Raw genomic sequence first — 18531 nt, 5'->3', positions numbered from 1 at the left:
TCGAACCTGAAACAGACCAACGCCGGCCCAACCTACACCTGAAACCAAAAGACAATATCGATGACCTCCAACAGCTACGCTCCCAAGGGTTCAAGCGCCTGCAAACATTGACCATGCCACTTTCGCTATCGCCGCTTGGATGAAGACGGCGGCATCAATTTCATGGAGCAAGGTTTGCCGCCAGGGGGTTCTGCCCGATGGCCGCGACCAGGCTCGTGCATACCTCGATCACCATCACCAAGACCCTGCGAGACGCGGAAGAGGCAAGCCGCTTCATGAACTGGCTAGAAGACTCCAAAACCCAAAAGCCGCTGATCGATGCGAGCCGCAGTAACGAAGTGTAACCGGGTTCCCACTACAAGAAGCTCAAACCGCGCAAGACCGCTGATCGATACGACCACGATCTTCAACGGTCTTGCCCAATGGAAGCCGCCCCAATGGAAATCGCCACGAACGGCTATACGAACAGCCATCTGATGACGTCACGGCGCTTTGCGCCTCTCTTCTGGACGCAGTTCCTGTCCGCCTTCAACGACAATTTCCTCAAGAACACGCTGGTGTTCCTTATTCTGTTCACCCTGGCGGCGGACAAGGCAGCATCACTGGTCACGCTGGCGGGTGCCGTCTTCATGGCTCCTTTCCTGCTCCTGTCCGCCCTTGGTGGCGAGATCGCCGACCGGTTCGACAAGGCGCTCATCGCCCGTCGGCTGAAATTCACCGAGATCGCCGCTGCGGCTGTCGCTGTCGTTGGAATCGCGCTGTCGTCGATCCCGGTGCTGATGATGGCGTTGCTCATGTTCGGCATCATCTCGGCACTGTTCGGACCGATCAAGTACGGCATCTTGCCGGATCATCTCGAGCGCAAGGAATTGCCTCGCGCCAATGCCTGGATCGAATCGGCAACCTTCGCCGCCATCCTCGGCGGCACTATCGCCGGAGGCGTCGTCTCGGCCGATGGCATTGGCGTCTCGGTGTTCGGGCCGATCATGATGACCCTTGCCGTGGCCTGTTGGTTTGTCAGCCGCTACATTCCGTCCACCGGTTCTGCGGCTCCCGACCTAGTCATCGACAAAAACATCTTTCGCTCGACCTGGCGACAGGTGAACGGTTTGCGTGCCGACAAGCGGATCTGGCGCGCCGGACTGATGACGTCGTGGTTCTGGCTGATCGGGGCCATTGTCCTTTCGATCCTGCCTGCGTTGGTCAAGGATTCGCTCGGTGGCGGAGAAATCGCTGTCACCGCCTATCTCGCGGTGTTCGCCGTCTCGATCGCCCTTGGCTCTGCCATAGCCGCATGGATGTCGCAGGGCCGCATCGTGCTCTTGCCAGCCCCGGTTGGCACTGCGTTGATGGCCCTATTCGGCTTGGACCTGGCCTGGACCATCTGGAGTATGCAGCCTTCGCTCGGGGCCGAAACGCTCGCAATATTCTTCGCCGGGCCAAACACGGTCCACGTTGCGATCGACCTTGCCGGCATGGCTATTGCCAGCGCCTTTCTTGTCGTGCCGACCTTCGCCGCGGTACAAGCCTGGGCGCCCGAAGCCAGCCGCGCTCGCGTCGTCGCCGCGGTGAGCATCGTCAATGCAGGCTTCATGACTGTGGGCGGCATACTCGTCGCCGCAATTCAAGCAGCGGGCGTCTCCACTGGAGGTATCCTGTTCGGCCTCGCCGCACTCAACATGGTCGCCGCCTGGCTGATGCTGAGATATCTGCCAACCAACGCCTTCCGCGACTTCGTTTCCATTCTGTTCCGAGCCTTCCATCGTCTGGAGGTGGAGGGGCTGGAAAACCTCAAGGCGGCCGGCCCGGCACCCATCCTGGCGCTCAACCATGTCAGTTTCCTCGACGGCCCGCTGGCTTTGACGCTGACGGATGAGGAGCCGGTGTTTGCGATCGACTACACCATCGCCCAAGCCTGGTGGATGAAGCCGTTTATGAAACTTGCGCGCGCCCTGCCGCTCAATCCGGCCAAGCCGATGTCGACCCGCACGCTTATCAAGGTCGTGCAAGGCGGCAATCCGCTTGTCATCTTCCCCGAAGGCCGGATCACCGTGACCGGCGGCCTGATGAAGGTCTATGACGGTGCCGCCATGGTGGCCGACAAGACCGGTTCGATGGTCGTGCCAGTGCGCATCGACGGCCTGGAGAAGAGCTATTTTTCGCGGCTGACCTCGCTGCATATTCGCCGCCGGCTGTTCCCGAAGGTCAAGGTGACCATTCTGGAGCCCGTCAAACTTGAAGTACTGCAGGATCTGAAGGGCCGGAAGCGCCGCGCCGCGGCGGGCGCTGCCCTCTACCAGGTCATGTCGGACCTCGTCTTCCGCACCCAGGACATCGACAAGACTGTGCTGGAGAAGATCATCAAGACGGCGAACGAACGCGGCATGAAGCAACTGGCCGTTCAGGACCCGGTCACCGGTTCGCTGAGTTACGGCAAGCTGCTGACAGCCGCCGCCGTGCTTGGCGAGAAATTCAAGAAACTCTATGCCGGCCAGCAGACGCTCGGCATCATGCTGCCCAACGCTAATGGCGCCTGTGCGACGCTGCTCGGCGTTATGTCGGCCGGCAAGGTTCCGGCGATGATGAACTTCACTGCCGGTGCAGCTAACATCCTCTCCGCTTGCAAAGCCGCCGAGGTGCGCACCGTGCTGACCTCGCGCGCCTTTGTCGAACAAGCGAAACTTGGCGCCGTGGTCGAGGAACTCGGCCGCTCGGTCGATATTGTGTGGCTTGATGATCTGCGGGCCACCATTGGCCTCAAGGACAAGCTGCTCGGCCTTTTGCGCAAGAAAACACCCCGGGTCGCCCGCAAGCCCGGCCAACCGGCGGTGATCCTGTTCACCTCAGGTTCTGAAGGCACGCCTAAGGGCGTGGTGCTCACCCATCGCAACATCCTGGCTAATGCCGCCCAGGCCGCCTCGCGTATCGACTTCCATTCGGGCGACAAGGTCTTCAACGTGCTGCCGATCTTCCACTCGTTCGGCATGACAGCAGGTACGGTGCTGCCGCTGATCTCGGGCGTGCCGGTCTATTTCTATCCCTCCCCGCTGCACTATCGCATCGTGCCGGAGTTGGTCTACGCATCGAACGCGACGATCATCTTCGGCACCGATACGTTCCTCAGCGGCTATGCGCGTACGGCACACCCTTACGACTTCCGCTCAGTGCGCTATTGCTTTGCCGGCGCGGAACCGGTCAAGGCTTCTACGCGCGCGACCTATATGGAAAAGTTCGGCCTGCGCATCCTCGAAGGCTATGGCGTGACCGAAACCGCGCCCGTGATCTCCATCAACACGCCGATGTACAACCGCTCCGGCAGTGTCGGCAAAATCATGCCGGGTATGGAGTACCGCCTGGACCCGGTGCCTGGCGTCGAGGATGGGGGACGGCTTTTCGTGCGTGGGCCCAATGTCATGGCGGGCTATCTGCGCACCGAGAAGCCGGGCGTGCTCGAGCCGCTCGAAGACGGCTGGCATGACACCGGCGACGTCGTCGCCGTTGACGACGTCGGCTTCATCACCATTCGAGGCCGCGCGAAGCGCTTTGCCAAGATCGGTGGCGAGATGGTTTCGCTGGCCGCCGTCGAGGCGCTGGCGGGCGAATTGTGGAAAGGCTCGCTCTCGGCGGTCGCCGCCGTGCCAGATGCGCGCAAGGGCGAAAAGCTGGTGCTCATTACCGAGGCCGTCAACGCCACACGTGCCGAATTCCTGGCCTTCGCCAAGGCCAACGGCGCCATGGACCTGATGGTGCCGGCCGAAGTGCGCGTCGTTGCGAAAGTGCCTGTCCTCGGCTCAGGCAAGCTCGATTTCTCCGCTGTGACCAAAAAGGTGAGCGGCGAAGACATGAAAACCCAAGCGGGCTTGACAATAGCCGACTGAGGAAGTCGGCCTGTTTGCCCAATCACGTGAAACTAGGCTAGACGCGGATGCATGCAGTTTCGAACGAGGCTTCGACTCGCTTCTTGTAAAAAATAGGCAACGTTGAATGCTGACATTCGATGGCTACCACGCCTCGGGCCTGTCGATGCCGTCGAAGAAGGTGATGGGGCAATCTGACGCCGGCAGACCTGCCCAAGGAAGGCAGCTATTCAGCCGGGAATCCCCCGAATTGTCCGGGAGTTAGCCTATTGCCCGTTGTTTAACTCACCAGAAACTCACTGGAGATGATTCATTATCGATGAAACTATGCGGGAAGCGTTGCCTTGGATATCCGCTCTCCGTCCAACACGGAAGCAAGCGAACCTCAAATGCAGTCTGTCTCACAACACTGCGCTGGCTACAGCCAAGTTCAATTCATCAGTCTCGTTGCAGAATTCGTTGTCACTAAGTCACTTGCGCCAGCAAGATAAATTGAGCCATTGCCGTTCATCTCGATCCGGTTGACCACAAAGATGCGAGGCTTACTGTCCGTCGACAATGCACCGCCACCTGTAAGAAAAAGCTTTTGTGACGGCAGATAGATTATGCCGCCTAGATCTGTATCGCCACCGCCAATGAGCGTGGAGGTTCTCTCCACGCCTTGGGGTTTTTGAGCTAGCGCGATCCCCATCCACGGGCCGCTGGTCGGCGCCGTCAGGCGTAGCTTGGCGCCGGCCTGCATTGTGGTGGTGGCCTGATCGTCGAGTAGAACGATGGTGGTACCGTCAGCTGCATCGAGAACCGCGCCGGAGGAGAGCGAAAGCCCTCCCGTCCTGATAACATACGTTCCCGCGGCAAGATTGACCACCGCTCCGACCGATAGAATGAGCCCTCCACAAAAAGTGCCGGGAACGAGATTTGCGGTGGCGTTTTTGATCACCAGGTTATTGTAGGTGCAGACATTGTCTGTTGGCCAGACCAGTCGAGAGATAATGGGATCTGCCAGCTCTTTCTGATTAAAAAGCGGTTGAGGGTTGAAGCCGGCAGACGGCCCGGAGGGGCCGACGACTGACGTCACCAATGTTCTGATGGACGATGCGCCATTCGTGGCTAGCGCAGACACCGATCTTGAATTCACCTGCGCAACGCATTTCTGGCCATTTATCGATGAAGACCCCGAATTCGACCATGCGTTCGAGGCGAACCGATCTAACACGAGAAGACAGACTGGGTATCGCGGATAGGCAATCGCGGTTGCGCTTCGGCTAATATCAAGTTTATCGACGCCAAGGATTGCCGAGAAGGCCAATTCCTGCGGTTGGTGCAATACAACCGTCACGATTGTGGGATTGGTTGATCCAACCGTCTGGTGGGCGTCACCACTATAGGGACTTCGCGTGGCCACAAAGGTGGGGCTGGCGAAAGTATCAACGTTCTCCTGACGCTGTTCCGACGTCATATCGCTGCTGTTCGCGCTTGCCACGGCCAACTGAAGGGCCGTGGAGTCGGCTCCCTCCTGCAACTGTTGGGCAGTTCGGCTCACGCGCGCAAAGTCTATCGCCACTCCGACGCCCAAAAGCACGACCGGCAAGACCAACGCAAACACCACGGCGAAGTTGCCGCGTTCTGAACGCCAAAATCGTTCGGTCACCCGCATGGAAGCCCCCCTCATTTAGCTGGGACTAACCTAGAGGCAGCATGTTGAGGGTCCGTTTCGCGAGCCGGTAAAGTTGTCTCGATCGCAAATCAGCTTGCGGGGAGCAGCTGAATCAGCGTCTCAAATTCATCACGATGACGCCGCCGAGCGCCAGTGCGCCGCCGTCTGGCGCCGGTCTGGCGATCGTCAAGGCCGGCGCCATTTCGATTGGATGTTCGAGCTGCCCGAAACCACAGGACCTAAGTCTGACCGCGTTGGGCAATGATCCTGCGCACAATGGCGCCTGGAACTTGCACGGCGGGTTGAAGTTGATAGCGTCGTCATGCGTATCCTAGTCCCTTCATGCGCTGATAGGGTCCGCTCCCACTGCTCGCACAGTGGCGAGCGGACCCTCGATCGCGCCCGCCTGCAGGAAGCCGCCAAGACCTGCGACCCCAAACGAAATAAGAACAAAAATGTCAAGAGCGCCTTGACCGGAGAGGAATTTGTTCCTAATTATATACTTGACGTACCAAGCCGAATTTGCGATAACGAATGCAAGGAGTTACCGCAATGTTCAACTTGACCAACGAAATTTACCACGACGCCGACAAGGCCCGCCAGCATTTGGAGGCTATCCATTGGCCGCATGGTCCGTTCTGCCCTCATTGTGGCAACGCCGATCCTGAGCGCATTACGAAGATGGCGGGCAAGTCCACGCGCCCCGGCGTCTACAAGTGCAACGAATGCCGTCTGCCTTTCACGGTGACGGTCGGCACGGTATTCGAGCGTTCCAAGATCGGCCTGCACAAGTGGGTGCTGGCTTCGCATCTCTACGCTTCGTCCAAGAAAGGCATGAGCGCTCATCAGCTGCATCGTATGCTTGGCGTCACCTACAAAACCGCTTGGTTCATGGCGCACCGCATCCGCGAAGCCATGAAAGAGGATGTCGCATCTGCCGGTCCAATAGGCGGCGAAGGCAAGACCGTGGAAGCCGATGAAACCTACATCGGCAAGCGTGAGACGCCACGTAAGCACCGCAAGGGCCATCCCTACACCAAGAAAGGCAAGGGCGGCGGGGCACAGAAGCGTATCGTGGTCGGTCTGGTCGAGCGCGGCGGCAAGGCCCGCATGTTCCACTTGAACGACGCTACGGCCTCCACCGTCCGCGATGTGCTGGTCCGCAACGTGTCGCGTGACACGACGCTCTATACCGACTCGTCGCGCCTCTACACCGTGACCGGCGAGGAATACGCTTCGCACAAGACCACCAACCATTCCGCTGGCGAATACGTGCGCTACGAAGGCGCTGAGACGATCCATTCCAATACGATTGAAGGCGTGTTCTCAGTGTTCAAACGCGGCATGATCGGCGTCTATCAGCATTGCGGCGAAGCTCACTTGCACCGCTACCTTGCCGAGTTCGATTTCCGCTACAATCGGCGCGCCGCCCTGAAAGTGTCAGATGCGGAACGCGCCTCAGACTTGCTTCGCATGGCCCGCGACAAGCGCCTTACCTATCGGCGGATTGGTGAAACCAGTTACACCTAAGCAAAAGGCGCGTAAGCTCCTTCGTCTGCGAAGGGGGAAAACATGCAAAAAGTGACGAAGCTAGTGCACATTGGCGTGCATGAGCATGGCGTATCAGTAATGACTGAACTCGAAACCAACGGCGGGAACATCGCTTTGGAGTTCGAGCCCGCCATGCTCGAAACTATGATCGCCGACCTTATCGCGGCGCTCTCCCGCCCCGAGTACCGCAAGACTCAATCCACAATGGGAGTGGTAGCTGCGGCTGAACCAAGACGCAGCCGAGTTGGCCCAGATGCATCGGGTAAGGCAGTCCTATTATCTTTTCAGATGCCAAGCGGTCTTGAGCATCATTTTGCTCTTCCCACTCAAGAGGCCACTCGGATTGCACATCAAATGCAACGCGCGGCGACGGCTCAAAAAGCAGCCAACCGCGACCGTGCACACTAGCGTTTTTTGTCATCTTGCCGAGGCTTGTTCGGTCGCGCTGGCTTTACTGGAGCCTTGCCCTTCTCGTGTGGCGTCGGCGGCGTCTTCAACAGGCGGCGCAATACCTCGTCGCCCTTTTCCTGGTCTTTGTCTTTGGAGGGTTCGCTCATGGCTGAAGATCCACGGTATGAGTTGTCAACATATCGCCCGGAGCCTCGGCTATTACCGCCGTTTGAAGGGCCTCGCCTTAAAGTAGCTCGGGCAGTGAAGCACCTTGAAGAACTCGAAACCGTTATCCTCGACTACGGTTCCCGCGTGATTTCCGCATGGTGTCCTTACCATGAACCACACTACGAACACATGATCCTTTGGGAACTGCGCTTCTCGGAAGACTCTCCCCAAGATGCCGCAATCATTCTTGGGGATGCCGCGCACAATCTGCGCGCTGCACTAGACATAATGCTCTGTGACATTGCCCGCATTCGGGAGAAAAGCACCGACAAGCTTAAATTCCTTCTCGCGACCAGTGCGGAGGAATGGGAAGCCAGACTCGCAAAACACCCCCTCAAACGCCTTGGCCCCGACGTTGTGCAGGCTGTCCGAAACCTAGCCCCAAACCGGGACACCAACTCGGCGCTGCGCGCTCTGCATGATCTAGATATTCTCGACAAACATGAGCTCGTCGTCCTCACGTTTGCCGGTTGTTGGTCGAAGGCAGCAGTGCAGCCACCTATTTGGGAGGCAATCCCAGTCCAAAACAAACGGGGAGATAATATGCTGGTCACGGAAGAGGACATGTTCCTAATCCGTGGAGGGCTGGAACTCTCCCTCTTGCCAATGCCGACAACGTTGCCATTCCCCATTTTTACACATGGTTTGCCGCAAGGCTCACCCTTTGCCGGAAAGCCTGTCCTCGAAACGTTGCGCAGCACCGCGCAGTTTGTTGCAGAGGTCGTTGAGGACTTCGCCCTTAAGTTCGGGCGCAGGGATGACGACGCCAGCACGACGCCAGTTAGCGATCACTAGCTTATCTATCTCAGTTAAAGGCGGATCGCCGTCGTACCCACTTGCCGGCCTGTCGGATTCATTTGGCATTTTCGATCTCGGTACGTCAAGTATATAATTAGGAATTTGTTCCTTATTTCTGTTTCAATCTGAGGCGGGAAGGAATGGTCGCGAAGTGCCAAAAGCGCTGGTCGGCGAAGCTATGGCAAAAACAGCGGAGGACAATTTCCGGATCGAGGTTTGGGACCGCGAGGAGAAGGCGCTCGTTGAGACGATAAGTCGATCGCCGGATTCGAGCGTCAGCCAGGCCGCCTGGCAGGCAGCTATCAGGCGCCGGCCGGGGATGCTGCTGATCCACTACAACAGCCGGCATGTGATGGAGAAGATCGTTACACCAGGCGAGCCCACGGTTCCGCCGCATGCCATCGTTGCGGCTAGCGTGCACGCCGGCCTCGACGTATCGCTTGGCGATCTGCGCGAATGGCACACGCTGCGCGCTTGGTGCAAAAACTGCTCACATCATGCCGAGGTGAAGGCCGCTGGCCTGGTCCGGCCCTATGGCAAAGATGCGCTGTTCAGCACGGTCGAAAGGGCCCTGTTCTGTACGAGCTGTGACAGAGGCGGCCCGGTCAGGTTGGAGATCCACAAGCTGCCGAGGAACTGAAGCGCTTGCCTCGTGGGGAAGGTGGCCGGCGCCGGTTGGGGGGGCGTTGGGGTAATTTGCCTGAATAGGCGCCGGCCGGGCGGGTTGGGGTCCGCCGCGGTGAATAGTACCGAACTCGGCGATTCAGGTAATTCCGCGATCACGGAAGACGGCCTACGCGCACCCGTCGGTTTCGCTTTCCTCGTCAACCGTCTTCACTGCCAGGTAGGCGTTGGTTTCCAGCCACTCGCCAAAGCACAACCTGGATGAGGTCCATTCGGCCAATTTTCATCTCAGCGGGCGATGGAATTGGGCGCGTCCTCCGTGGGCTCAAGTCAATGGGGTGCGATTCAAGATGGTCGGAAGATCGGCCCGCGACAGTGTCCGCGGTGCGGTCCGCGGCGTTCTCGATCTCTTCGGCAATGGAGATTCGGCTCATCCCGCCTCGCCCTCGTCCTCGTGGTCTTTACCTAGGACTGATTTCGGCAGCTTGGGAACCAATTTCCACATTTCGGAAAGCTGCTCGACTATCCGAGTGTGTGCACGGACACCACAGGATATGACGGATTGTCCCCGGAATGACACACCGCAGGCCACCCAGATCGGGTCCGGATCATCAGTTTTAGCATGAGGGGGGCAGCGGCTCGCAATTCCCCCCCAATAGCGGGTCAATCGGTGCCCCGAATGCCGAAAGCGGCGCGCAGCGACTGGTCAGCGAAGAGACGCGGCCGATATGATCGACATAGTTCTCTTCGTCGTCATAGATTTGCTCGCCTTCCCACCACACCAAATCGGCAGTGCTGTCGCCCAGGATCTTGCGTGCCCGGCGGGTAATGCCCGACCAAGCGCCCCGCAGGTCGAGATAGTTTTCGGTTTCAGGCGCGGCCGCGATAGCATCCTTCATGTGGAACTCGGGCGTGTCGCTTTCTGCGATGACGCGAAGCGCCGCAGTGGATTTTGCGCTGATCGGCTCGGCGATCAATTTCCGCGCCATCGCGACCGTCAGATCGGCCGGGCCGTCCTCTATGGCCGGAAGGGTGCGCGGCGTCGATAAGTTCTCGGGCGCGATCGGCTAATCCGACGCGGTCTTCACCAAGTTCGCCAGAGAGGACCTCCTCCATCACCTTACCCGCGGCGCCCCGGGTCCGGCTACGACCTCTTTCTGGAGCATGTGGGGCTCTCCGCTCCCCCGGGAGGATTGAAGGTACAGCCGAGGAAGTAACTCGTCGTGGTGGCAGAGGCATAGCCGTGCGCTGCGACCAGACCAGTGAGGCAGAGGTTCAGGAGCTTTTCGCCCGGATAGACCGAGAGAGCGGTGGCCTCGATATCCTGGTGAACAACGCTTGGGGCGGCCACCAGCATCACGTCACGACGTCTCCCTTTTGGACGCAACCACTGGGTCACTGGGATGCGATGTTCAACAGCGGCGTTCGGAACCACATCCTGGCAGCTAGAGCCGGGTCGGACTGTTCGTCCATCAAAGGAGTGGGCTGATCGTCACGCCCACGTTCTGGGACAGAGGTCGTTACACGGGCAATATTTTTTATGATCTCTCCAAAGCGGCAATGTCGCGTCCCGCTTTCGGGCTGGCGCAAGAATTGCGGCCCCACGGAGTGGCGTCGGTGGCCGTTTCTCCCGGCTGGATGCGGACCGAGTTCGTTCTTGCCAATTTCCGGACCAGCGAGGAGCAATGGCAGGATGTCCCGGCCCTCTCCGGAACGGAGTCGGTGTTCTATGTTGGCCGTGCGGTGGTCGCTCTCGCGTGCGACCCAGCGATCATGGAAAGATCCGGCAACGTCTATCGGGTGGGCGACCTGGCTCGGGAATATGGCTTTCGGACGTGGAAGGCAGGTCTCGCCGTTCGAGATTCCGGATCAGGTTCGCGGGTGATGTTTGGCCAGTGCAATCGGCACAGTCGCACGACCATGGGTTAGGGTGCCATTAGCCTAACCCGATTGTCAGGGAAAAATGTTTTGTTCGTCTCGAGAGCTTCAGCCCAGCTTCAACAATCCGGAAAGTGGCCGCTCACTATTCAGGTCGGCGGCAGCCGAGTGCCGGTCGCGCAAAGTGCCCCACTTGGAGATACAGGCCGATACGGCGCAGCCCCATTCCACCGCTGAGTGGCGGCAGGCGATGTCGGCACGGACCTTCAGGCTCGATCCCCGGGCACTTCCCGCCCAAGCTCGAGCTTGCGCTGCTTCTGAAAGGTAGCAGCCAGGATATTCTGCCGATGACCAAGTCGGCGGGCGGCACGTTCGCAGGGCAGTTAGTGCCTGTGGCACGCAAGTCGGCAAGCTAAGGGCCGGAGGGAACGAGCGGGCCGTGATAACCCAGGACAGCATGGATGGCTGGAGGGGCTTCACGCCGGAAAGGAAAATTCCTGTCGACATGTGAGACGAGTGGGCCATCCGAGAGAAGGTGGTATTCTGGTCGATCCATCCGGGCCTTGCGATTTCTCACTTTTGCTGCGTCTATTTATGAACCGGTCTGGCCTCTTCGTCGGATCAAACACGCTGGGAAGTCACAAGGAGTATATGCCCATGGCAACTGGAACCGTGAAGTGGTTCAACAGCACAAAAGGGTTTGGGTTTATCCAACCCGACGATGGCGGTCAGGACGTCTTCGTTCACATCTCCGCCGTCGAGCGCGCTGGTTTGTCGAACCTCGTTGAGGGCCAAAAGATCAACTACGACATTGAGCAGGACCGACGTACCGGCAAGTCTTCTGCTGGCAATCTCCGCAAAGCAGGTTGATTTCTCTCGCGCGCCGTGGCGAAAGCCGCAGGAGCGCGGCAAGTCACGAAATGTACTGACCGCCGTGTAGAAAGCGCGCCAAGCTTGGTGTGATGTAGAGACCTGGGCAGCAGATTGCTGCAACGCTTCAGAAACGATCGTGTGAACCAGGTTGTCAGGCAACGGAAGGCGGGAAGTCCCCTGCATTTTTCGCGTTTGCGTCCTCCAGCGTAGGATGGTTGGCGACGTGGGGTTGCCCCGCGAAGCACTTTGGCTTGTTGCATGCCACAGCAATGTCATTGAAGATAGCCTAAGTTGGCCCACATGGACATTGCGTCGGATTTCTCCTCCCATTCGTCCGGCGCGTTCCCCTTTGGAGGTTTAGGCTGCCTTCATACTTGGCCGGGCTCAACAGTCCGGCCTTTTTCTTTTTGTCGGTGGGCTGCGGTACATTGGATATGATGCGCATTCGCACTGAGCCGCTCGACAAGCATTATGACCAGTAAGGATCATCAAATGGCAAATCCTCCACGCCGACCCACAAATCCGATGTCAGCCGCTGAAGCCGCCTTCAAGCCGATCAAAAAGCCGGCGGCGCCGGTTCGCGAACCGTCGGCTGCTCCAAATATCAGAGAGCTTGTTTCGATCAGGATCGATAGGGCCGTGCTGGACCACTTCCAGGAAGATGGACCGGGCTGGCAGGATCGGATCAACGACACCTTGCGGCGCGCTATCTCCAAAGAACCGACCAATGCCGGTGACAAACGATCAGACGACTACTGATCGGCACGGAGCTGATAGCGGCGACGCAGATGGAGTTGAACGGAAGCATAAGCGTAAGCGATTGCGCGTCTTTTGGACAACCGACAACGCGTATCCTGGAATTTTTTCATCGAGCCGCGGCCGAACCCCTCTATGCTCCGGGCGGAGACCCGAATGGCATTTCGATTCGTACACACGGCCGACATTCACCTCGACTCGCCGCTGCGTTCGCTGGCGCTGCGAAACCCTGATCTTGCCGAACTCGTGGGAGACGCCAGTCGCCAGGCATTTGTCTCGATAATAGATCTCTGCCTTGCGGAAGGTGTCGATGCGCTCGTCGTTGCCGGCGATCTTTATGATGGCGACCAGACGTCGATGAAAACCGCCCGTTTCCTGGCGTCGCAAATGACACGCCTCCACCAAGCCGGCATCAGGGTTTTCAAGATCCGCGGAAACCACGACGCCTTATCGCGCATATCGAAACAGCTCGTTTTTCCGGACACGGTCAGGATCTTCGGCGGCCGCCCCCAGTCGGTGCTGCAAACGGCCGGCGGGCTTGACGTCGCATTCCATGGATTGAGCTTCGCGAACCCAAAGGCCCCGGAAAGCCTGCTGCCCAAGTATCCGGCGGCCCGGGAAGGGGCGGTCAATGTGGGCATCATGCACACCAGCCTCGCTGGATCGCCCGGTCACGATGTCTATGCCCCTTGCAGCATCGCTGACCTGCACGGCCATGGTTTTGACTATTGGGCGCTTGGGCACATCCACGTGCGCCAAGTCCCTCCTGGAGCAAGCACCGTTGTGATGCCGGGAATGCCGCAGGGCAGGGACATCAACGAGGCCGGAGAGAAATCCGTCACTCTGGTCACGATACGAGATGACCGGTCCGTCGAGATCGAGGAAAAACTGACCAGTATCGCGCAGTTCGAGCGGGCGAGCGTCGATCTGACCGGTACGGTCGAATGGTCTGAGGTCGTCGGCCGTGTCCGCTCCGCGCTCGAAGATATCCGGGGTTCCGTCAGATCCCGCCACGCTGTGGTCCGTCTCGGACTGGCCGGGGCGTCGCCGTTGTCATGGGCGCTGATCCGCGACAGGGACCTGCTGCTGGCCGAAGCCGAGCAGGCGGCGGAGCAGACGGGCGACACATGGGTCGAAAAGCTTGAGCTTGACCTCGCTCCACAGAGCTCGGAAACAGCCGATGACGTCGCCGATCCGATTTTCGAACTCGCGCAATCCATGCGTGCCGATGTCAAGTCAGAGGCCTTCCGCGCCGAGGCGAGGGCGCTTGTCCAAAAGATTATTGCCGATCTGCCGCCGGACGGGCGCGGCTTCGCCGGACGGGACGAAGCTGGGCTGGAACTGTTCATCGACAAGGTGCTTGCCAGCGGTGCCGACCTGGTCACGGCCCGCCTCAAGGCAGGTGGAGCGCAATGAGGCTGCGGCGCCTTGATCTTATTCGTTATGGAAAGTTCACCGACGGGACGATCGAATTCGGCCCAAGGCCGGAGTCCGGTCCCGACTTCCACATTGTGTTCGGGCTGAACGAAGCCGGCAAGTCGACCGCACTTTCCGGTTATCTGGACCTGCTGTTCGGTATCGAGGAACGCAGCCGCTACAATTTCCTGCACGAGTACAGCGCGATGCGTATCGGCGGGGTGCTCGAACTCGCCGGCACTGAGCACACATTCACGCGCACGAAGCAGCGTACCAACTCGCTGCTGAACGCAATGGAGCAACCGGTGAGCGAAGTGGCGATAGCGGCCCATCTCGCAGGTCTGTCGCGTGACGCATACGAGACCATGTTCTCGCTGGACGACGACACGCTGGAAGCAGGCGGAAAATCAATCCTGGAGTCGCGTGGCGACCTGGGCAAGCTCCTGTTCACGGCCAGCGCCGGTCTTGGGCATGCGAGCGACACGTTGAGCGCGCTAGAGGCCGAAGCGGACGGGCTCTATCGCAAGCAGGCTCACGGAACCGAACTTGCGCTGCTCAAGAAGCGCCTTGCGGAACTCAAGTCACGCAGGGACGCGATCGACACCTTGGCATCGACTTCTGAAAGCCTTGAGGCCGAACGTCTTGACGCGGCGGAAAAATACGACCGCAGTATTGCTGAACGGTCGGTGCTGTCGGCTCGGCTTGACACCATTGCCAGGTATCTTCGCGCTATCCCGATCCTCGCCGACATCCGACGCAAGGCGGCCCAGCTTGCCGAGCTGCCTGACATCGCTTCACCGTTGCGCACCTGGACAGGCACCGTCACCGGACTGATCGATGACGACGCCAGCCTGAGAACGCGGCTGTCAGGGAACATCGACGACGCCGAGCGCGTGACAATGAAAATCGGCTCGGTCGATGTGGACGAGGCGATCCTGGCAATGTCCGAGCGGGTTCGGGCGCTCGCGGATCGCAAAGTACGCCATGTCTCCGCAGGCCTGGACCTGCCAAGCCGCAGGACCGAGCTGCAGATACTCGACAGCGCCGTGGCGACTTGCCTTGCCGCCCTTGGAAGATCGTCCGAGGCAGACCCGGCTGCGCTGCTTTTGCCTGCTGCCACAGTCGGCGCTGTTCGCGCCATGCTCGAAGAGCGATCGGGAATCGCCACCGGCGTACGCGTTGCCCGCAACGAATGCGCGGCGGCGCTCGATGCACTTCAGGCGGCACGCGAGCGGGTTGGGCAAGAGAGGGGGGTGCCCGAACCTGCCAGGGCAAGGCTGGCCTTGGCCTTGTCGAAAGCGCGAGCCAGCGGGCACCTAAAAGACCTCAAGATGGCCCGCGAGGCGGAGGACGCGAGCACGGTTCGATGGGAGGCGGCAGTCGCTCGACTGCATCCCTGGTCCGGAGACGCCGGGGCACTGGCCAGGGTGCCCGTCCCGAGTGTCAGGCAGGTTGGTGCATGGAAGGTGCGGGCAGCTGGGTTGGGAAAGAGCAGGGCTGTCCTTTGCGAACGTCTCGCCGAACACCAGGAGAGTCACGACCTGCTCTCGGCTCGCCTGGATGCGGTTCGTGCCTCGGTCGATGTACCCGATGATGAGGCGGCCTCCGCCATTCGCCGCGCCCGAGACGAGGCGTGGGCCAGGCATCGGGGCGAACTTACTGGCCAAACTGCTGACGATTTCGAGGCGCTATTGGCGCGTGACGACAGTGTTGGAGCGGTTCGGCTGGCCAACGCGCGAGAGCTCGCCGAGATCCGGACAACGCTCCGCAGCCTCACCGAAACAACAGCCGTCATCACACGTATCCGCGACCAACTTGCACCGATCGACCTGGACGATCAGGCTGTATTCTCCGAACTTCGTGCGGTGGCCAGCGAGCTGCTGGCAGAGTGCCTGGAATTCTCGCCCGAGCGTCTGATCGAAACGATCGAGGATCGTACCTCTGCCCGCATTGATGCGCTCGCGGCCTGGGAGGAGGTCGAGCTGGCACGCAAGAAGGCCCGCCGCGCGCTCGACGAGGGAGAGCAGATCCAGCTGGAGTTGATCGGGGCGTTGGCGAAGGTCGGCCTAGTCTCGGAACCCGGCGACGGCCTGGAGACTGTCATGGCCGTGGCAGAACTGTTCCTCGACAGGCAGCTCAAGGTCGATGCGGAGCGTGCCGAGGCGCTTAAGACCGTGAGCGCGAAAGAGGAGGATCTGGCCGCCAGACGGCGGGCTTTGGACGTGGCAGAAAGGCGCGAGGAGGAATGGTTGGCCGGCATTACCGAAGCGCTTGCCGGCACCTGGCTTGAAAGCGGCATTTCGGCGCCCGGCGTGGGCAACGTGCTCGATCAATTGGCTGAGCTATCGCAAAGCATTCAGGAGCGGGATGCCATGCAGCTCCGCATAGAGAAGATGGAGGCAGACCGAGACAACTTCATTGTCGAGGTCACCGCTGCCGCAGCTGAAGCGGGTGAGCCGGCGAACGACGACGAACCGGAGCAGTTGGCGATCCGGCTTGCTGAGCGCTTGGAGCGCGCCGATCGCTCCAGAGAGATGAAGGCAAACCTCATCAATGACCTGCAGCGCCTGCAGGACGCTCGTGACAGTCTCAATCTCGAGACAACGGCGCATGAGCGACGCAAAAGTGAGGTCCTGACCGCCTTTGGCGTCACCACGTTGCCGGAAGTCGTGGAACGCGACGAGTTGCTACGGGAAAGGGATCGCCTGCGCGCTGCCGTTGCCGAGCTTGAGGAGCAGCTGTCGGTAGAGCTCGCGGTGGAAGGGTTCGACCAGGCGCGTTCGATCCTGGATTCTGTCGAGGTCGATAGTCTCCTGGTCGAGAAGGCTGAAAGTGAGCAACGGCTTCGGGATCTCGATGAAGCGATACAACAGCAGCTTATTCGCCAGACCCGGGCGACCGACAAGCTGGACGCGATTGGCGGCGACAGCGCGGTTGCGCGGATAGATGCCGAACGCCGCACCGTCTTGCTCGAAATCGAAGAAAAGGCAGTCCGCTATTTCGAGCTAAAACTAGGAGTTATGGCCGCCGGGAACGCTCTGCGCGTGTACCGCGAGCGCCATCGCTCCGGGATGATGAAGCGGGCATCTGACGCTTTCGCACTCATCACGCGCAGTCAGTATTCGGGGCTTGCGACCCAACCCGTGAAGGGCGGAGAAGTCCTCATCGCATTGCAGGGCGACGGGCAGTCCAAGGTCGCCGACGCGCTATCAAAGGGTGCGCGTTTTCAGCTCTACCTGGCGCTGCGGCTTGCCGGATACTACGAGTTCGCGCAGTTTCGACCCTCCGTGCCATTCATCGCCGACGACATCATGGAGACCTTCGACCATTTCCGGTCCGAGGAGGTTTTCAGGTTGTTTGGTGAGATGGCAAGCGCTGGCCAGGTGATTTATCTGACGCATCACCAGCACCTGTGCGAGATCGCCAAGGCTGTTGTTCCCGGCGTTACAATTCACGAGCTCACGTAGTTGGCTGATGCCGCGTGGGATGAGTTGAGGCCCAGCTGCGAACTGAAAGTAAACGGCCGGGCCGTCAGAAAGACAACGCGAACCGGATCGAGGGCCGCCACGGCGTCGGGGACGCGTTCCCATCCTCTGCCGGCAAGCCGAAAGCCCCAAGCTGGGCAGCCCATGTGAATTAGAGCCTCGGCGGCTCCGGCGCCGAAAAGCCGTTCAAAATGAGCGATGCCGCGCTGGCGCAATTCGGGATTTGAAATCATTTCAGGTCTTCTTTTGGTGTTCTTTGCGTCCGGCAGCGCCACCTGATATTGGTAGGCGCGGTCGATCGCTGATAAGATAGCTCACCCATCCTCCGACCCGCTTCAGTCTCGATCTCCCACCTCTTGTGATGCCACTGCCGACTGAAGCCTGAGGAGACCGCGACCCGAAAATATTGAATCTCGCGCTCCAGGTGGGCGACCTGGACGATCAGTGCGCGAACCGGGGCTCTCGCGTCGCCGTTACAGAAGGCGATGACGGCGTCGACGTCGCGCTCCAGATCGTCATCCTGGCCGGCTATTTTCTCGGCATGCATCAGGCCGCCTAGTTCGAAGCCATGGGGCCGTCGTAATGGATCTTGATGAGCCCCGGAACTGCTTCGGCGATCTGTTCGATCTGGCCTTCGAGATAGCCGTTGTGGAGCATCGCGGCCTTGAGAGCTTTCAGCATGTCGCCGCCGTGGAGTGTGATCAGCTTTTCGGCCGCATGCTGCAGCGCGACTTCCTCAGCCCCTGGCAGGGGAGTTTCCTTGCACATTGGGCACTCTCTTTCGTGCGCATGCCACAGTGAACAAAATGAGAACGCAAGAGTCAAGTCGGCCGAACCCTTCATGTCGTCGTCAATCGCCGTCCTGCTCGTCTTCGCTGCGCACTTCAGCCGTCAGGAAGCCGCGCCCGGCATGGCGCGGGGCGGGCCCGGGGGGCCCCTAGGGTTTTTTTGCTGATATGGTTTTTAGTGCGAAACGCCCGCAATGGCAAAACGAGCGATTGGAGCACACGAAAACGGG

At 59.8% G+C, this 18531-nt stretch carries 18 protein-coding genes; 13 read left to right on the top strand and 5 right to left on the bottom strand.

Annotated elements, in window-relative coordinates; translation table 11 throughout:
• Window positions 1-197 precede the first annotated feature (197 nt).
• Both NKI17_RS19610 and NKI17_RS19605 read left to right on the top strand, forming a co-directional pair.
• On the top strand, window positions 198-344 hold the full coding sequence (locus NKI17_RS19610) for a hypothetical protein (protein ID WP_352648047.1): 147 nt from the start codon (window positions 198-200) through the stop codon (window positions 342-344).
• A 93-nt stretch (window positions 345-437) separates the two neighbouring features.
• Entirely contained in the window at window positions 438-3878 is a 3441-nt protein-coding gene (locus NKI17_RS19605; protein ID WP_352906614.1) for an acyl-[ACP]--phospholipid O-acyltransferase, read from the top strand.
• 409 nt (window positions 3879-4287) lie between these two features.
• Here NKI17_RS19605 and NKI17_RS19600 read toward each other — a convergent pair whose 3' ends face one another.
• Complete coding sequence (locus NKI17_RS19600; RefSeq protein WP_352693165.1) at window positions 4288-5514, bottom strand: pilus assembly protein TadG-related protein; 1227 nt, start codon at window positions 5512-5514, stop codon at window positions 4288-4290.
• Window positions 5515-6066: 552 nt separating this feature from the next.
• On the opposite strand from NKI17_RS19600, the gene NKI17_RS19595 reads away from it, so the two are divergent.
• Window positions 6067-7044 (top strand): IS1595 family transposase, encoded by a 978-nt coding sequence (locus NKI17_RS19595; RefSeq protein ID WP_352906613.1) that lies wholly within the window; start codon window positions 6067-6069, stop codon window positions 7042-7044.
• 42 nt (window positions 7045-7086) lie between these two features.
• On the top strand, window positions 7087-7473 hold the full coding sequence (locus NKI17_RS19590; RefSeq protein ID WP_352906612.1) for a hypothetical protein: 387 nt from the start codon (window positions 7087-7089) through the stop codon (window positions 7471-7473).
• On the opposite strand, the gene NKI17_RS19585 is transcribed toward NKI17_RS19590, so the two are convergent.
• Window positions 7470-7622 carry a hypothetical protein gene (locus NKI17_RS19585; protein WP_352906611.1) on the bottom strand — a complete coding sequence of 51 codons (153 nt, stop codon included), beginning with the start codon at window positions 7620-7622 and terminating at the stop codon, window positions 7470-7472. The two genes, NKI17_RS19590 and NKI17_RS19585, sit on opposite strands and share 4 nt — an antisense overlap.
• Between NKI17_RS19585 and NKI17_RS19580 the strand changes: the two genes are divergently transcribed.
• Together NKI17_RS19580 and NKI17_RS19575 are read left to right on the top strand one after the other, a co-directional pair.
• Complete coding sequence (locus tag NKI17_RS19580; protein WP_352906610.1) at window positions 7621-8478, top strand: hypothetical protein; 858 nt, start codon at window positions 7621-7623, stop codon at window positions 8476-8478. The two genes, NKI17_RS19585 and NKI17_RS19580, sit on opposite strands and share 2 nt — an antisense overlap.
• Window positions 8479-8659: 181 nt before the next feature.
• On the top strand, window positions 8660-9121 hold the full coding sequence (locus NKI17_RS19575; protein ID WP_352726285.1) for a hypothetical protein: 462 nt from the start codon (window positions 8660-8662) through the stop codon (window positions 9119-9121).
• 601 nt (window positions 9122-9722) lie between these two features.
• On the opposite strand, the gene NKI17_RS19570 is transcribed toward NKI17_RS19575, so the two are convergent.
• Window positions 9723-10082, bottom strand: a complete 360-nt coding sequence (locus NKI17_RS19570; protein ID WP_352693162.1) for a hypothetical protein — start codon at window positions 10080-10082, stop codon at window positions 9723-9725.
• Between NKI17_RS19570 and NKI17_RS19565 the strand changes: the two genes are divergently transcribed.
• The 6 genes from NKI17_RS19565 (at window position 10082) to NKI17_RS19540 (ending at window position 17495) form a co-directional block, all read left to right on the top strand.
• A complete protein-coding gene (locus NKI17_RS19565; protein WP_352906734.1) occupies window positions 10082-10594 on the top strand; it encodes an SDR family NAD(P)-dependent oxidoreductase in 513 nt (170 codons plus the stop codon). The two genes, NKI17_RS19570 and NKI17_RS19565, sit on opposite strands and share 1 nt — an antisense overlap.
• On the top strand, window positions 10567-11034 hold the full coding sequence (locus tag NKI17_RS19560) for an SDR family oxidoreductase (protein ID WP_352693237.1): 468 nt from the start codon (window positions 10567-10569) through the stop codon (window positions 11032-11034). Before NKI17_RS19565 ends, NKI17_RS19560 begins: the two co-directional genes overlap by 28 nt.
• Window positions 11035-11640: 606 nt before the next feature.
• Entirely contained in the window at window positions 11641-11853 is a 213-nt protein-coding gene (locus tag NKI17_RS19555) for a cold-shock protein (protein ID WP_031194806.1), read from the top strand.
• Window positions 11854-12348: 495 nt separating this feature from the next.
• Window positions 12349-12615, top strand: a complete 267-nt coding sequence (locus tag NKI17_RS19550; RefSeq protein ID WP_352450411.1) for a BrnA antitoxin family protein — start codon at window positions 12349-12351, stop codon at window positions 12613-12615.
• A gap of 153 nt (window positions 12616-12768) precedes the next feature.
• Window positions 12769-14028: a metallophosphoesterase family protein gene (locus NKI17_RS19545; protein WP_352726287.1), complete on the top strand. Its 1260-nt coding sequence runs from the start codon at window positions 12769-12771 to the stop codon at window positions 14026-14028.
• On the top strand, window positions 14025-17495 hold the full coding sequence (locus tag NKI17_RS19540) for an ATP-binding protein (RefSeq protein ID WP_352906609.1): 3471 nt from the start codon (window positions 14025-14027) through the stop codon (window positions 17493-17495). Before NKI17_RS19545 ends, NKI17_RS19540 begins: the two co-directional genes overlap by 4 nt.
• Here NKI17_RS19540 and NKI17_RS19535 read toward each other — a convergent pair.
• Window positions 17480-17788 carry a hypothetical protein gene (locus NKI17_RS19535; RefSeq protein ID WP_352726289.1) on the bottom strand — a complete coding sequence of 103 codons (309 nt, stop codon included), beginning with the start codon at window positions 17786-17788 and terminating at the stop codon, window positions 17480-17482. The genes NKI17_RS19540 and NKI17_RS19535 overlap by 16 nt on opposite strands.
• Window positions 17789-17919: 131 nt before the next feature.
• Here NKI17_RS19535 and NKI17_RS19530 point away from each other — a divergent pair, with 131 nt between their 5' ends.
• A complete protein-coding gene (locus NKI17_RS19530) occupies window positions 17920-18072 on the top strand; it encodes a hypothetical protein (RefSeq protein WP_352726291.1) in 153 nt (50 codons plus the stop codon).
• Here NKI17_RS19530 and NKI17_RS19525 read toward each other — a convergent pair.
• Window positions 18069-18281, bottom strand: coding sequence for a hypothetical protein (locus NKI17_RS19525; RefSeq protein ID WP_352693156.1), 213 nt, complete (start codon window positions 18279-18281; stop codon window positions 18069-18071). The two genes, NKI17_RS19530 and NKI17_RS19525, sit on opposite strands and share 4 nt — an antisense overlap.
• Window positions 18282-18531: the final 250 nt, after the last annotated feature.

It is taken from the genome of Mesorhizobium sp. M0816 (genome assembly GCF_040320005.1).
Taxonomy (GTDB): domain Bacteria; phylum Pseudomonadota; class Alphaproteobacteria; order Rhizobiales; family Rhizobiaceae; genus Mesorhizobium.
The sequence above is the reverse complement of the archived record's forward strand: the minus strand, read 5'-3'. Positions and strand labels throughout refer to the sequence as shown.